General features: G+C 71.6%; 15 protein-coding genes. 9 read left to right on the forward strand and 6 right to left on the reverse strand.

Annotated elements, in window-relative coordinates:
• Positions 1–89: 89 nt before the first annotated feature.
• On the reverse strand, positions 90–914 hold the full coding sequence (locus AB0N90_RS04995; protein ID WP_365193060.1) for a lysozyme: 825 nt from the start codon (positions 912–914) through the stop codon (positions 90–92).
• Between the two features lie 250 nt (positions 915–1,164).
• On the opposite strand from AB0N90_RS04995, the gene AB0N90_RS05000 reads away from it, so the two are divergent.
• Entirely contained in the window at positions 1,165–1,656 is a 492-nt protein-coding gene (locus tag AB0N90_RS05000; protein WP_361674699.1) for a MarR family transcriptional regulator, read from the forward strand.
• Between the two features lie 18 nt (positions 1,657–1,674).
• Here AB0N90_RS05000 and AB0N90_RS05005 read toward each other — a convergent pair whose 3' ends face one another.
• Positions 1,675–2,463, reverse strand: a complete 789-nt coding sequence (locus AB0N90_RS05005; RefSeq protein WP_365193061.1) for a hypothetical protein — start codon at positions 2,461–2,463, stop codon at positions 1,675–1,677.
• A 384-nt stretch (positions 2,464–2,847) separates the two neighbouring features.
• Here AB0N90_RS05005 and AB0N90_RS05010 point away from each other — a divergent pair, with 384 nt between their 5' ends.
• Genes AB0N90_RS05010 through AB0N90_RS05030 form a run of 5 tightly spaced genes read left to right on the forward strand, consistent with a single transcriptional unit; the run spans position 2,848 to position 8,584 of the window.
• Positions 2,848–5,769, forward strand: a complete 2,922-nt coding sequence (locus tag AB0N90_RS05010) for a nitrate- and nitrite sensing domain-containing protein (RefSeq protein WP_365193063.1) — start codon at positions 2,848–2,850, stop codon at positions 5,767–5,769.
• Positions 5,766–6,257 (forward strand): roadblock/LC7 domain-containing protein, encoded by a 492-nt coding sequence (locus tag AB0N90_RS05015; RefSeq protein WP_037660264.1) that lies wholly within the window; start codon positions 5,766–5,768, stop codon positions 6,255–6,257. The genes AB0N90_RS05010 and AB0N90_RS05015 overlap by 4 nt, the downstream gene beginning before the upstream one ends.
• Complete coding sequence (locus tag AB0N90_RS05020; protein WP_037660266.1) at positions 6,254–6,667, forward strand: DUF742 domain-containing protein; 414 nt, start codon at positions 6,254–6,256, stop codon at positions 6,665–6,667. Before AB0N90_RS05015 ends, AB0N90_RS05020 begins: the two co-directional genes overlap by 4 nt.
• The gene (locus AB0N90_RS05025) at positions 6,648–7,307 is read left to right on the forward strand and encodes an ATP/GTP-binding protein (RefSeq protein ID WP_361674693.1); all 660 of its coding nucleotides are present in this window, start codon (positions 6,648–6,650) and stop codon (positions 7,305–7,307) included. The genes AB0N90_RS05020 and AB0N90_RS05025 overlap by 20 nt, the downstream gene beginning before the upstream one ends.
• Positions 7,308–7,330: 23 nt before the next feature.
• The gene (locus AB0N90_RS05030; RefSeq protein WP_361674691.1) at positions 7,331–8,584 is read left to right on the forward strand and encodes a styrene monooxygenase/indole monooxygenase family protein; all 1,254 of its coding nucleotides are present in this window, start codon (positions 7,331–7,333) and stop codon (positions 8,582–8,584) included.
• A gap of 80 nt (positions 8,585–8,664) precedes the next feature.
• Here AB0N90_RS05030 and AB0N90_RS05035 read toward each other — a convergent pair whose 3' ends face one another.
• The 3 genes from AB0N90_RS05035 to AB0N90_RS05045 all read right to left on the reverse strand — a co-directional run bounded on the left by AB0N90_RS05035 (position 8,665) and on the right by AB0N90_RS05045 (position 10,757).
• A complete protein-coding gene (locus tag AB0N90_RS05035) occupies positions 8,665–9,687 on the reverse strand; it encodes an NlpC/P60 family protein (RefSeq protein WP_365193066.1) in 1,023 nt (340 codons plus the stop codon).
• Between the two features lie 115 nt (positions 9,688–9,802).
• Positions 9,803–10,111, reverse strand: coding sequence for a hypothetical protein (locus tag AB0N90_RS05040; protein WP_365193068.1), 309 nt, complete (start codon positions 10,109–10,111; stop codon positions 9,803–9,805).
• The gene (locus AB0N90_RS05045; protein WP_365193069.1) at positions 10,098–10,757 is read right to left on the reverse strand and encodes a TetR/AcrR family transcriptional regulator; all 660 of its coding nucleotides are present in this window, start codon (positions 10,755–10,757) and stop codon (positions 10,098–10,100) included. Before AB0N90_RS05045 ends, AB0N90_RS05040 begins: the two co-directional genes overlap by 14 nt.
• Positions 10,758–10,876: 119 nt before the next feature.
• Here AB0N90_RS05045 and AB0N90_RS05050 point away from each other — a divergent pair, with 119 nt between their 5' ends.
• Positions 10,877–11,455, forward strand: coding sequence for a HutD family protein (locus AB0N90_RS05050; RefSeq protein ID WP_365193071.1), 579 nt, complete (start codon positions 10,877–10,879; stop codon positions 11,453–11,455).
• A 113-nt stretch (positions 11,456–11,568) separates the two neighbouring features.
• The gene (locus AB0N90_RS05055) at positions 11,569–12,165 is read left to right on the forward strand and encodes a hypothetical protein (protein WP_365193073.1); all 597 of its coding nucleotides are present in this window, start codon (positions 11,569–11,571) and stop codon (positions 12,163–12,165) included.
• Between the two features lie 74 nt (positions 12,166–12,239).
• On the opposite strand, the gene AB0N90_RS05060 is transcribed toward AB0N90_RS05055, so the two are convergent.
• On the reverse strand, positions 12,240–13,178 hold the full coding sequence (locus tag AB0N90_RS05060) for a diiron oxygenase (protein ID WP_365193075.1): 939 nt from the start codon (positions 13,176–13,178) through the stop codon (positions 12,240–12,242).
• 123 nt (positions 13,179–13,301) lie between these two features.
• On the opposite strand from AB0N90_RS05060, the gene AB0N90_RS05065 reads away from it, so the two are divergent.
• Entirely contained in the window at positions 13,302–14,411 is a 1,110-nt protein-coding gene (locus AB0N90_RS05065) for a ferritin-like domain-containing protein (protein WP_365193077.1), read from the forward strand.
• Positions 14,412–14,432 lie beyond the last annotated feature (21 nt).

Below are 14,432 nucleotides of genomic sequence, written 5' to 3' on the forward strand. Positions count from 1 at the left end.
GGCCCGGGTCCTCGCCGTGTGCACGCCCGGCTCGGCGAGCCGGGCGTGGCGGGGCGCCGGCCGATGACGCCCGGTGGCCGCCCCGGCCGTCAGCCGTTGGCGAGCGCCTGGACGCGGTCGATCGCGCCGTTGAACTTGTCGTGGTCGCCGACGGTCGCGCCGGAGGAGGTGTACTGCCACATCGTGTAGTACGACCAGCCGGCCGGGAGCGTCCCGACGGCGGTGGCGTAGCGGGCGACCCACAGCGGGTTGTTGGCCGCGAAGCCGGCGTAGTTGCCGGTGCACTCGGTCCACCAGCTGGTGGCGGTGTAGATCACGGCGTCCCGGCCGGTGAGGGACTTGTATGTGTTCAGGAAGTCCGCGATCCAGCTGACCATCTGGCTCGCCGTCTTGCCGTAGCAGTCGGCGCCGTACGGGTTCCACTCTATGTCGAGCACGCCCGGCAGGGTCTTGCCGTCCTTGGACCAGCCGCCGCCGTGCGCGACGAAGTAGCTCGCCTGGGTGGCGCCGCTGGTGGTGTCCGGGGTGGCGAAGTGGTACGAGCCGCGGATCATGCCCACGTTGTACGAGCCGTTGTACTGCTGGGTGAAGGAGGGGTTCGTGTAGTACGTGCCCTCCGTCGCCTTCGTGTACGCCCAGCGGACCCCGCTGCCGTACAGGGTCGACCAGGCCACGCTGCCCTGGTAGTTGGAGACGTCCACACCCTCGGTCTGGGTGGCGTCGCCGCTGGTGGGGGTGCCGTGGGTGCCGTCGTGGGCGGCGACGGTCTCGCCCATGTAGGCGGTGCCCCGGGTGGGCGTGGACGCGGCCTGGGCGGTGCTGAGGGGGAGTGCGCAGGCCATCGCCGCGAGCAGGGCCGTGACCATGACGGCGAGCGGGCGCGGGCGGAGTGAGCGAGGTCTGGGCGCGGGCATGACGTGCCTCCGGGGAGGGTGGGGAGGGTGGGGTGAAAGTGGGGGGAACATGGCAGTGACCTCGAAAGAGGTTCACTGTCGTGGGCATGTCATTCAATGCCTGACGAAAAAGCTACGCACGTAGACAGCGGCGTGGGAAGGGGGTCCGGCCGCCGCCGTTGGTCTACGCCTGCGAAATACTTACGGAGCTGCGGCTATGACGGCGTTTGGCAGAAACTTTCAGGACCGCGAAACCGATCAGGGGTGTGACGTGCACGAGGACGGAAACGGCGCAGAAGCACGCGTCGCCGAGCAGGTGACGCCCAGTGGTGCAGACCAGGAATTCCTGGCACTCGAACGCGAGTTGACCGTACTGCTGCGACGTGCCCGCGCCAACCAGGGCGAGATGGCCCGGGAGGTCCACCCCGACCTGGAGTCCTCCGCGTACGGACTGCTGATCCGGCTGAACGAGCACGGCGGCCGGCGGGCCACCGAACTCGCCGGCTACTTCGGCGTCGGCAAGGCCACCATGTCCCGCCAGCTGCGCGCCCTGGAGGAGCTGGGCCTGATCACCCGCGAGCCCGACCCCGCGGACGGCCGCGCCTGGCTCGTCACCCTCACCGAGGAGGGCCACCGCCGGGTCGGTACGGTCCGCGAGGCCCGCCGCGCCCGGTACGTCAGCCAGCTCGCCCACTGGAACCGCCGCGAGGTGGCCGAGCTGGCCCGGCTGCTGCACCAGTTGAACGGCGTCATGGAGAAATGACCCGCGGCTGAAGGGGGGTCACAGCTCGACGTACACCACCGTCGCGTCGTCGTGCGTCTTGCTGCGGCCCAGGAACGCCCGCTCGGTCTCGTCCGCCGACTCCAGCCGCCGTACCCGGTCGACGAGCGAGCGGGCGCCGTCCTCGGCGAGGACGGCGAACAGACCCGCCCAGTCGCCCTGGTGGAACGTCTCCGTCCAGCGGGTCGCGCCGTCCGTCAGGGCGGCCAGCGCGGCGACCTCGCCGCGGGGCACGGCGCCGGTCACCGCGCGGGCGGCGACGGACGGATCCGCGGCGGCCGTGAAGAAGCCGCCCTCCTTGTTGCGCAGGTTCGCGTCCACCAGGGCGTCGGTGGCCAGCGCCGAGCGGGGCAGCCGGGCGAGCCGGTCGTCCAGGACCGCGGTGACCTCCCCGGCGGGCGAGCGCAGCAGCAGCGCCGAGTCGGAGAGCACCAGGTACTCGACCGTCTCGGCGGACCAGCGCACGATCACCACGGTTGCCTGAGGCGTGCGCGGGTGAGAAAGGTCACAGGTGTCCGCATGTGTCTGCGCGGTGCGCTCGATCGCCGAAGAAAGGATGTCGGTCGGCGTCAGATCTCGGCCAGAAACGGTCAGTTCGGTCAGTGCCCCGCCGAGCCGGGCGGTGAACCAGGGGACGGAATGCAGACAGCCGGTCTCCCCGGTGGGCGGTGTCACCCCGTCCAGCAAGATCACACAACCGCCCTGTCCGGAGGCGGGTAGTCCGACATCGGCGAAGTCCTCGTTGGGTCGGGTCGCGTCGCCGGGTTCCGAAACGAGATCAGTGCGCATTCGGCCAGTCTGCACGAGCCCTTCACGGCCTTCCCCAAAGACCGGCAATCGCCCGTGGATTGTCATGCTCGCGCAGGTCAGGCGCCTGGTTTGGGCGGTAATGGACCACTCCGAAAAAGCGCGGTGGCGAATACTGCCAAACCCTTTCGCGTGCGTCCAACCGGCCCGCCGGTGAACGGCCCGGCACACGCCAGAGGAACTTGCCCGCCAACTCCCCTCCGATGTTCACTCCTTCGGGTGGCGGGTCAGGTGATGCGCGACCACTGCCCACCGGCGCTGGGAGGGTCGGGAACCGTACGAACCGGGTGCACGCACCACTGGGCACCGAGCTGACGGGGCGCCACCCGGGCCCTTGGGTAGACGAGTTCAGGAATGCGAGCACCGGTGCAGATGAAGCGGCCTCGGCGCACAGGCAGGCAGACGGCCCCCGAGAAGGCCGCCCCCGAGACTCCCGTGGGCACCGGGCGGCCCACGCATGTGCGCACCCGGCTGATCGTCGCCGTCGCGGTCGTGGCCGCCGCGGTCGCCGGCGCCGGAGCCCCCTCTCTGCTCACCGCGTCCTCGGACGTGAGCGACTCCCAGGACCTGGTGACGCTGGCCTCCCGCACCCAGGACGCGCTCGCCCTCGCGGGCTCCCTGGCCGACGAGCGCGACGAGGTCACCTCCTACATCGCGGCCGGCCGCCCCGAGTCCAAGGCGCCCTCCGCGGACCGCAGCACCCGTGTCGACCGCCAGGTGGCGGATCTGCGCGCCGACAGCGGCACCCCGGCGGACCTGCGCGGCGACCTCGACCGCATCGCGACCGTCCGGCGCGCCGCCCGCACCGGCAAGAGCAGCGCGCTCGAAGCCCACCAGGCGTACTCGGCGACGATCACCGAACTGCACCGGCTCGCCGAGCAGCTGGCCGAGCGGATGCCCCCGCGGGCCGGCTCCGGCGGCTACGCGCTCGCCGAACTGGACACCGCGGTCCAGCAGTCCGCCGCCGCCCGCGGCCTGCTGCTCGCCGCGCTGAACGTCCCGGCGACCACGCAGACGGTGTTCAACCCCGTCACCGGGCTGCCCACCACCACCTCCGTGCCCACCGAGGCCGGCCGCAAGCAGCGCGACGCGCTCACCGCCGCCGCCCAGCAGGCCCGGCTGCGCTCCGACGCGGCCCTCGCCGACTTCCGTGAGAACGCGCCCAAGTCGGCCGTCGACGCGTACGACTCCACGGTCACCGGCGCCGACGTCAACTCGGCCGAGAAGTACCTGGACACCTTCACCGCCCAGCCGACCTTCCCCGACGGCGCCTCGGGCACCAGCGCCACCAAGGTGGACGCGGCCCTGTCCGGGCGGCTCGATCTGATGCGCGGCGCGGAATCGGCGCTCTACGAGCACCGCACCCAGGACCTGGAGAAGCTGCGGGACGACGACGTCACCGCGCTGGAGATCCGGGTCGCCGTCCTCGGCGTGCTGCTGCTGGTCGCGGTCGGCATCGCCACCGCCATGGCCCGCACCCTCACCCGGCCCCTGTCGGTGCTGCGCCGCGGCACGGCCCGGCTCGCCGAACCCGGCGACGAGGCCGGCCGCGAACCCATCGCCTTCACCGGCCGCAACGACGAGTTCGCGCAGGTCGTCCGCTCCGTCAACGCCCTGCACGCGCACGCGGCCGCCCTGCACGAGCGGGTCACCACCCTGGAGACCGACCGCAAGCACCTGGTCGGACAGCGGCAGAAGATGGCCGACGCCCGCGAGGAGCTGCGCGCCGAACTCGCCGAGGCGGCGGCCGAACTGGGCCGGGTGCGCGCGAGCATCGGCGGCACCTTCGTCAACCTGGCGCTGCGCACCCTCGGACTGGTCGAGCGCCAGCTCGCCGTCATCGAGGGCCTGGAGGACCGCGAGCAGGACCCCGAGCGCCTCGCCACCCTCTTCAAGCTGGACCACTTCGCCACGGTGATGCGCCGGCACAGCGAGAACCTGCTGGTCCTCGCCGGTACCGAGCATGTCCAGCAGCACCACGGACCGGTGCCGCTGGTCGACGTGGTGCGCGCCGCGGTCAGTGAGATCGAGCGGTACGAGCGGGTGCGCATCGCCGCGCTGCCGCCGCACGCGCACATCGCGGGCTTCGCCGCGGACGACCTCTCGCACCTGCTGGCCGAACTGATGGAGAACGCCACCACGTTCTCCCCGCCGGACGTGCCGGTCGAGGTCTCCGGCTGGCTGCTGGAGTCCGGCGAGGTCATGCTCTCCGTGCACGACGAGGGCATCGGCATGGCGGAGGACCGCCTGACCCGGCTCAACGCGCGCCTCGCCGACTTCGACCCCGAGGCCGGGTACGACCAGGAGGGCGACGACGGCCTCGGGCTCGGCCTGTACGTCGTGGCCCGCCTCGCCCACCGGCACGGAGTGCGGGTACAGCTGCGCGAGCAGAAGCAGGGCGGGGTCGCCGCGGTCGTGGTGCTGCCGGCCACCCTGCTGTCCGAGGCCCCCGCAACGGCCGTACCCCCGCAGACCGCCACCTCCACCACCGGCACCTTCACCCTGCCGGGCGCCGCCGCCGAGGCCAACTCCAACGTCCTGCCCACCCGCCCGAAGGACGGCGCCGAGCAGCAGGACCCGCTGGTGGCGCTGGCCGAGAAGGCGGTCAGGGACGCCGGTGCGGAGCCGGAGCCGGAGCCGGAGCGGGAGTCGGAGCCGGAGCGGGAGGCCGTTCCGGACCCGACCGCGTCCGAGGAGGCGGAACCCGAGTCCGCCGAGGAGACGACGCACGAGCAGGCGGGGCCCGGCGCGGAGGAGGCCGGGGCCCGGCCCAAGGCCCCGCTGGAGACCTTCGCCGAGACGACGATGGAGCTGCTGCTCCCGCTCACGGACGAGGCACCGCGGAAGGCACCGGACAGGACACCCGAGAACGCACCGGACGCACCGGACAAGACCCCGGGGAACGCACCGGACGGGGAAGACGACCGGGCGGACATCCGGCCGGGCGACCGGCCGGCGGCTCCCGTCGATGCCGACGTCCATGCCGACGTCCGTGCCGACGTCGATGCCGAACCCCTCAGCCACGCGCGGCCCATGACCGGGGCCGCCGACGACGGCGAGGCCGAGGAGCGGGTCACCAGCAAGGGGCTGCCCAAGCGCACGCCCAGGATCACCGCACCCGCACCCCCGCCCCGCCAGCGCAGCACCAGCGTCGATGCCGAGGCCCTGCGCCGCAGGCTCGGTGGCTTCCGCCGAGGAGCACAGGCCGGCTACCGCGACGTCGAGGCAGAGAACGAAGACCATTCCGAAGACACCACGGGGGGCCCTGTCGAGGAGGCAAGCAGTTGACCGCTCCCAGTACCTTCGGGCTGAGCACTGAGGCCCGCAATCTGCACTGGCTGCTGACCAACCTGGTCGAGGAGGTCCCCGGCATCCAGTCCGTCGCCGTGGTCTCCTCGGACGGTCTGCTGCTGCTGTCGTCCGACCCGGGCCACACAGAGCAGTCCCGCCAGGCCCGTCCCGGCAAGGGACCCCGCGGCTCCTCCGCGGACCTCGCCACCATCGTCTCCGGCATCGGCAGCCTCACCGTCGGCGCCGCCAAGCTGATGACGTTCGGCGGGGTCAAGCACACCATGGTCGCCATGGAGGAGGGCAGCCTGTTCGTGATGTCCATCAGCGACGGCTCACTGCTCGGCGTGCACGGCTCGGCCGAGTGCGACATGAGCGTGGTGGCCTACCACATGGCGCTGTTCGTCGGCCGCGCCGGACACGTCCTCACCCCGGAACTCCGCAGTGAGCTGCGCAAGTCCCTGGAGTCGGCCGGGAGCGCCCGATGAGCGGCACACCGAAGCTCCCGGTGCGCGGCGGCGAGCGCAAACCCGCCCGCGTGCGCCCCTACTCGCTCACCGGCGGCCGCACCCGCTTCGGGCACGTCCTCCTCGTGGAGACCTTCGTGGCCAGCACCGCGGCCATCGAGGCGCCCGAGGAGCGCAGAGAACTGACGAAGGGATCGCTCGCCGGTGTCATGCCGGAGATGCGGGCCATCGTCGAACTGTGCCGCCGTATGCGCACGGTGGCCGAGATCGCCGCGCTGCTGAAGATGCCGCTCGGCGTGGTCCGCGTGCTCCTCAGCGACCTCGCGGACCAGGGAAAGATCCGTGTGTACGGCACCGGAACCGGTCACGGCACCGGCCGCCCGGACCGCGCTCTGCTGGAAAGGGTGCTGAGTGGACTTCGCCGTCTCTGACGCCACCGCCTCCCTCGGAGGCGCCGCCCCCCTCGTCGCCGGCTTCGCCGAGCCCGACGAGGACCTGAAGGCCTGGCAGACGGACCGGACGCGGGCCCCCGTCGCGACGAAGATCGTGGTGGCGGGCGGCTTCGGCGTCGGCAAGACCACGCTGGTCACGGCCGTCTCGGAGATCACGCCGCTGCAGACCGAGGCGCTGATGACCCAGGCGAGCGAGGGCACCGACGATCTGTCCGACACTCCGGACAAGGTCACCACCACCGTGGCCATGGACTTCGGCCGCATCACGCTCGACGACGACCTGGTGCTCTATCTGTTCGGCACGCCGGGTCAGCAGCGGTTCTGGTTCATGTGGGACGACCTGGTGCGCGGCGCGATCGGCGCCGTCGTGCTGGCCGACACCCGCCGCCTCAAGGACTGCTTCCCCGCCCTGGACTACTTCGAGAGCTGCGGACTGCCGTACGTCGTCGCGGTCAACCACTTCGACGGCAGCGAGCGGTTCGACATCGAGGACGTACGGGAGGCGCTGACGATACCCCCGCACATCCCTGTCATGATCATGGATGCGCGACGGCGGATTTCGGCCATCGAGACCCTACTGGCCCTGGTCGGCCACGCGCTGGACGAAACCCCCGAGTAGTCCTGTAAGGAGCCACCACCCGCATGCGGAAGATACTCGTCGTCGGAGCCGGCCAGTCCGGCCTCCAGATCGCCCTCGGCCTTCAGTCGCACGGCTACGAGGTCACCCTGATGTCGAACCGGACCGCGGACGAGATCCGGTCCGGCCGTGTCATGTCGACGCAGTGCATGTTCCACACCGCGCTGCAGCACGAGCGCGACCTCCAGCTGAACTTCTGGGAGTCCCAGGCCCCGAAGATCCAGGGGCTCGGCGTCTCGGTCGCGGCCCCCGGCTCGCACGACCCCGGCCCCACCCAGCGCGCCATCGACTGGGTCGGCAAGCTGGACGGCCACGCCCAGTCCGTCGACCAGCGGGTGAAGATGGCCGGCTGGATGGAGACCTTCGCGCAGCGCGGCGGTCAACTGGTCATCCACGGCGCGGCGGTGGGCGACCTCGACTACTTCTCGCGCACCTACGACCTGGTGCTGGTCGCCGCCGGCAAGGGCGAGCTGGTGTCCATGTTCGGTCGCGACGCCGCGCGCTCCGCGTACAGCGAGCCGCAGCGCGCGCTCGCGGTGGCGTATGTGCACGGGCTCGGACCGCGCCCCGAGCACCCGGAGTTCGACGCGGTGCGCTGCAATCTGGTGCCGGGCGTCGGCGAGCTGTTCGTCATGCCGACGTACACCGTCTCCGGGCGCGCCGACATCCTGTTCTGGGAGGGCATACCGGGCGGCCCGCTCGATGTCTTCAACGGCGTCAAGGACCCGGCCGAGCATCTCTCCCTGACCCTGGAACTCATGGAGAAGTTCACGCCCTGGGAGTACGCGCGGGCGACGAAGGTCGAACTCACGGATGCCGGTGGCACGTTGGCCGGCCGGTACGCGCCGACCGTGCGCAACCCGATCGGCCGGCTGCCCTCGGGCGGCCTGGTGCTCGGCGTCGCCGACGTGGTCGTCGCCAACGACCCGATCACCGGCCAGGGCTCCAACTCCGCGTCCAAGTGCGCGGCTTCCTACCTCGCGTCGATCCTGGAGCGCGGGGAGCAGCCGTTCGACGAGGAGTGGATGCGCGGCACGTTCGAGCGGTACTGGCAGACGGCGCAGCATGTCACCAAGTGGACGAACGCGATGCTGGCGCCGCCGCCGGAGCATGTCCTGAACCTCATCGGTGCGGCCGGGCAGTTGCAGCCGGTGGCGGATCGGTTCGCCAACGGGTTCGACAACCCGGCCGACTTCGAGAACTTCTTCTTCGAGCCGGAGAAGGCGGAGGCGTATCTCTCGGCGGTGGCGGGGGCGTAGTCGCCGCGGGGGCGCGGGTGCGTGCGCGGCTGCGGGTTCGTTGCGGCCGGTCGCACGGTGCCCCGCGCCCCTGAAGGGCGCTAACCCGGGCGTACGGCGCCCAGTACCGGGTTCGACGCCACCGGGGAGATCTTGATCCGGCTGCCCGGTCTCGGGGCCTGGACGACCTTGCCGTCGCCCGCGTAGATCGCCACGTGGGTCGCCTCGGGGAAGTAGATCACCAGGTCGCCGGGGCGCAGTTGGCGCAGCGGGATGTGGCGCAGGTGCCGCCACTGCTCCTGGCTGGTGCGCGGGATCGGGGTGCCCGCGTGCTGCCAGGCACTGGAGGTCAGGCCGGAGCAGTCGTAGGAGGAGGGGCCCTGCGCGCCCCAGACGTAGGGCTTGCCCACCTGTTTCAGGGCGAAGCGGACGGCGCGTTCGCCCTGGCGGGAGGCCGGGTGGTCGTCGGAGAGCGATCCCGCGAGGGCCCGCTGGGCCGCGGTCACGCCCTGCTGTTCGAGGCGGTCGACGGCGGTCAGCTGGTCCGGGTCGAGGGTGGCCAGCAGGCGTTCCACGTCGGCGAGATTCGCCTGGACGGCGTCGCGCTGCTTCTTCTGCTGCCCGGCGAGGGCCCGTTGGGTGTCGAGGGCCTTGCGGGCGGTGCGGGCGACGGTGTCCGAGTGCCGCTCGGCACCGGTCAACCGGTCGACCGTACGGGCGCGTTGGCGGGCCAGTTCGCCGAGCACATGGCCCTCGTCCAGCGCGCGCTGCGGATCCGGGGCGAGCAGCAGGCTGACATAGGGGCCGAGGCCCCCGGAGGCGCCCTGGTACTGCTGGCGGGCCAGCCGGCCGGCGTCGGCACGGCTCGCCTCCAGGGCGCGCCGGGCGCGGCTCAGCTCCTTGTCGAGGCGGGCCACCTCCGACTTCTGCCGCCCCAGCCGGTCGGCGGTGGCGTCATAGGTCTCGGTGGCCTGCTCGGTCTGCCGGTACAGCTTCTGGAGATCCGTCAGCAGCTGGGAGACGGAGCGCTGCGGCTCGGGCGCGGCGGTGGCGGGCACGGGCGCGAGGACGGCCTGGGCCGCCACCGTGGCCGTACAGGCCAGGCGCACAAGCTTTCCTGACACGTCATCACCTCGGGTGCGGAAGGGGTGGGCGCATTGCCGTTGCCTATCCGACCGCGATAATCAGACGTATTCCTGTGGGGCGCGCGCCGCGTGTGCGCGGTTCGGCGCAACCCTGTCACTCCTGCGTGTCACCCGGCTTGCCGGACGGCTTGGACCAGGGCCAGCGCAGCCGCCCGCCGGAGGTGTCGTCGGGGTCGTACTCGTACTTCCAGCCCTGGATCAGGCCCAGCCGCTTGCTGTGGCCGCGCGGCACGCGCCGGTAGACGTACACCGTGGGCGGGCCGCCGTCCGGATTGGGGACGGGGATGCGGTACGTCTTCGGGGGATGTCCGGTCGGCCCGAGCAGGACGGACAGCACGCGTCCGTCCATGGGGCCGCCCTCGAACGGGGTGTCCTGGCTCTTCACGGTCTCAGTCTCGGCCATCCCGTGCGAGGGTGCCCACGAGGGCCGCCGTCTGCTCGTCGCGGGCCGCGGTCACGGAGAGGGTGGCGACGAACTGGTCCACCAGCCAGTCGCGCAGTTCATCGGCGGGCGGCTGCTTGTCCTCGTCCAGCCAGATCAGGGAGGCCGCCTCGACGGCCGTGATCCACATCCGGATGGTCATGCGCAGCCGGGGCCCGGGGTCGGTGGCGCCGAGATGGCTGAGAATGTGCTCGGCGGCGGCCCGCCGTACCCCGTCCACGATGGCCGTGGTGCGCGAGGTCTCCACCACGCTGCCGCCCCGCAGCAGCGCCGCGAAGCCGGTGTCGTGCTCGTCGACGAAGGTCAGATAGCGGGTGAGGGCGCGGGTCAGCCGGGTCAGCGGGGAGCCGGTGCGGGGCTCGTCGAAGCACTGCCGCAGCTCGTCCGCGGCCGACCCCAGCGCGGCCTCGTACAGCTGCTGCTTGCCGCCGGGGAAGTACCGGTACACCAGTGGCCGCGACACCCCGGCCGCCTCCGCCACGTCGTCCAGCGACACGTCCTCGGGGGCCCGGTGCGCGAACAGCGTCAGTGCCGCGTCGAGCAGCTGGCGCCGCCGCTCCTCGACACTGAGCCGGCGATACGCGGGGGTGGCGGTCTGGGGGGTCATGCCAGGCAGCGTAACTTGCAGGTCCGGGCGGGCGCCGCGTGCCGGTCGGCCTACCGCGCTCGACAGCGGGGGCGGTCCGCGGATACACACGGGGGACAGCGGACGAGAGGGAGTGCGGGATGACGGTGCGGGTGCTGAGGGCCGAGGGACGTACGGCGGCGCCGTGGAAGAACGGGGGCGGGCTGACCCGTGAGATCGCCGCGGCTCCCGAGGGCGCGGACATGGCGGACTTCGCGTGGCGCGTCAGTCTCGCCGATGTGGCCCGGGGCGGCCCGTTCTCCCGCTTCGAGGAGGTCGACCGGGTCATCACCCTGGTCGAAGGGCCCGGCATGGTGCTCACCGTCGACGGGACCCCGCACCCGGTGGCCGAACCGTACGTCCCCTTCGCCTTCCCCGGGGACGCCGAAACCGACTGCCGGCTGCTCGGCGGCCCGCTCGTCGACTTCAACGTGATGACCCGGCGCGGCCGGGCCACCGCGCGGGTGGAGATCGTACGCGGGCGGCTGGCGCTGCCCGCCCCGCCCGTCGCGCCCGTGCTGCTCGTCGTCGTACTGGAGGGTTCCGCCGTCCTCGAAGGGGCGGGCACGCGCCTCGGCCGCCTCGACGCGGCCCTGTGCACCGGCGCCCGTGACGAGGTCCTGGCGGTCGAGGGGGTCGCCGCGCTCGTCGCCCTCAGCGGTACGGCCGCGGAGGTCTAGGAGCCTTCGCGTTGTTACCAAGTGCGGACAGAACCGGGTGAACTCCGCCTGAAGTGACGTCATCTGACGGGGCGTAGGGAATGACCACCCGATGCCCGAGGGGGATTTCGATCATGATCGCTCGCACTGTGCGCCGCACCGGCCGTACCGCTCGCACCGCCCGTACCGGTGGCCTGGTGGCCGTCGCCGCGGCCGCCGCGCTCTCCTTGGCCGCCGTCTCCGCCCACGCGGCCACGTCCGCCGCCGCCGGTGGCGCGCACCGCGTCGCCGTGTCGGCAGCCGCGGCGAAGAAGTCGGCCCCGGAGCGCACCCAGAAACTGCCGGACGGCAGCACGGCCGAGATCTACCGGCTCGGTGAGCAGAGCTACCGCGCCAAGATCGTCAACCGCGGCGCGGTCCTGGCCACCCTGGACACGAACGGGCACGACGCCGGGCTCGACGCCAACGACATGTTCATCGTGCTCACCCTGGGCGGCGAGGTGCACGCCTGGATGGGCGGCGGTCACCAGGGTCCGGGCACCTTCGAGGTCGCGGGCGGCTGGACCGTCAAGGTGACGAAGTTCGGCGAGCTGCGCTACCGCGCGCAGATCATCGGCCATGACGGGGTGGCGGCCACCATCGAGACGAAGGACCGGCACGACGTCGGTCTCGACGCCAACGGCGTGTACATCGTGCTCAGCAACGGCGGTGTGCTCAGCGCCCACGAGTAGGAGAGCGGCCGGCCGTCATACCGAAGTCCCCGCCGGGGGAAAGGGGTCCCTCGGCGGGGACTTCGCGCGTTCCGCTACGCCAGCAGTCCCGAGGACTGCCACAGCCGCCGTCCGGCCCCCCGCAGCACGCCGATGTCGTCCAGGAAGTCGGTCAGCCGCTTGGCGCCGGTCTGCATGATCTCGCGGCGGTGGCCGCTGGCCTTGACCTGGGCCATGGCCTCGCGCTTGTCGAGCCCGACGTTGGTGTACACCTCCGGGTTGACGAAGGCGACGGAGAAGATGCGCGCGAACTCGCCGGAGGTCACCCGGGTGAACTCCTGGGACCAGCGCGGGGCGGTCACCATCTGGCGGCGCAACTCCTCACGGGCGTACCGCACATGGCGCGCCTCCTCGACCACATGGATCCGGGTCACGCCCCGGACCAGCGGCTGCACCCGCTCGTCCGGGAAGGTCAGGCGCTGCATCCAGTCCAGGACCTCCTCGCCCAGCAGGGTCGCCGTGAAGGAACCCGGGGTGGTGGAGATGGTCTTGAAGAGGCGGCCCAGGTTCAGGTGCGCCTTGCTGACCGGGTACCAGGGGGTGTCGCCGCGCTCGATCAGGCGCGCGAACATCTTCGAGTGGCGGCACTCGTCCTCGATCTCGGTGAGGGCGTAGCGCACATGCGCGCTGGTGGCGGACTTGTCGTAGATGTGCCGCACCAGCAGCTGCATCAGGATGAGTTCGAACCAGATGCCGAGCGAGGCCAGCGCCGCCGCCTCGTGCCGGGAGAGCAGGATGCGCTGCTCCTCGCTCATCCGCTGCCACATCGGCGTGCCGTACAGCGAGACCAGCTCCGGCGGCCAGAACCACTTGCCCTCCTCGAAGGGCGCGTCCCAGTCCAGCTCCTTGTCGGGGTCGAAGGAGTGCTTGGCGGAGGAGACCAGCAGCCGTTCGGCCACCTGCTCCCGGTCCTTGAGCAGGCCGAGCGCGTCGCGCAGGCCGTCCAGCGCGTCCGCTTCCGTCAGGGTCGTCATGGCTCCCTCACCTCGTTACCCGGGGGTATGTCGTCCGTAACTTATGAGACTGCCTGTCAGCAAGGCCGTCAATCCCCTGCGCAGGACTTGTTGACCGCGTGTCTACGTGTGAGCCTGCGAGATATGTCCACCCATGACCTGTACGCCGACGAACCCGGAGAGCCCACCTGGCAGGTGCCCGCGTCCGGCGCGGCCCGGTTCAGCTGGGAGTACGACGACGGCCGCGAGCGGCTGCTGGCCCTGTACCAGAAGGGCAAGGACAAGCAGTGGGACGCCACCCGGCGCATCGACTGGGACCTGGAGGTCGACCCGCACGACGTGCTCGGCACCCCCGACGAGGCGACGGTCCTGTACGGGACGCCGTACTGGGACCGGATGAGCGAGCGCGAGCGGGGCGAGCTGCGCCGGCACTTCGCCTCCTGGCAGTTCAGCCAGTTCCTGCACGGCGAGCAGGGCGCGATGATCTGCGCCGCCCGGATCGTGGAGTCGGTGCCCGACCTGGACGCCAAGTTCTACTCCGCGACCCAGACCATGGACGAGGCCCGGCACGCCGAGATCTACAGCCGGTTCCTGACAGAGAAGATCGGGCTCGTCTACCCGATCAACGACAACCTCCGGGCGCTGCTGGGCGACACCCTGCGCGACAGCCGCTGGGACATGCCCTACCTCGGCATGCAGGTGCTCATCGAGGGGCTGGCGCTCGCCGCCTTCGGCCTGATCCGGGACACCACCGACAAGCCGCTGCCCCGGCAGATCCTCACGTACGTCATGCAGGACGAGGCCCGGCACGTGGCCTTCGGCCGGATGGCGCTGCGCGACTACTACCGGCAGCTCACCGACGCCGAACTGCGCGAGCGCGAGGAGTTCGTCGTCGAGGGCTGCTATCTGATGCGCGACCGGCTGCGCGGCGTGGAGGTGCTGGAGAACTTCGGCATCCCGCGCGCCGAGGCCGAGGAGCTCACCGAGCACACCGAGTTCCTCCAGCTCTTCCGCAAGCTGCTGTTCAGCCGCATCGTGCCCTGCGTCAAGGACATCGGCCTGTGGGGCGAGCGGCTCCGGCGGGCGTACGCCGACCTCGGCGTGCTGGAGCTGGGCGACTCCGATCTGGAGCAGCTGATGGCCCAGGACGAGGAGTTGGCCGACCAGCTGGACGCCCGGCGCTTCGCGGCGGAGGAGCGGGCGAGGGTCGCGGAGGTGGGGGAGGCGATCGAGACGGGGGCGCAGGAGGGCTGAGCGGGCCGGTGGCGGTGAGGG

The organism is Streptomyces sp. NPDC093018, from assembly GCF_040684035.1.
In the GTDB taxonomy this organism is placed as follows: Bacteria; Actinomycetota; Actinomycetes; order Streptomycetales; family Streptomycetaceae; genus Streptomyces; species Streptomyces murinus.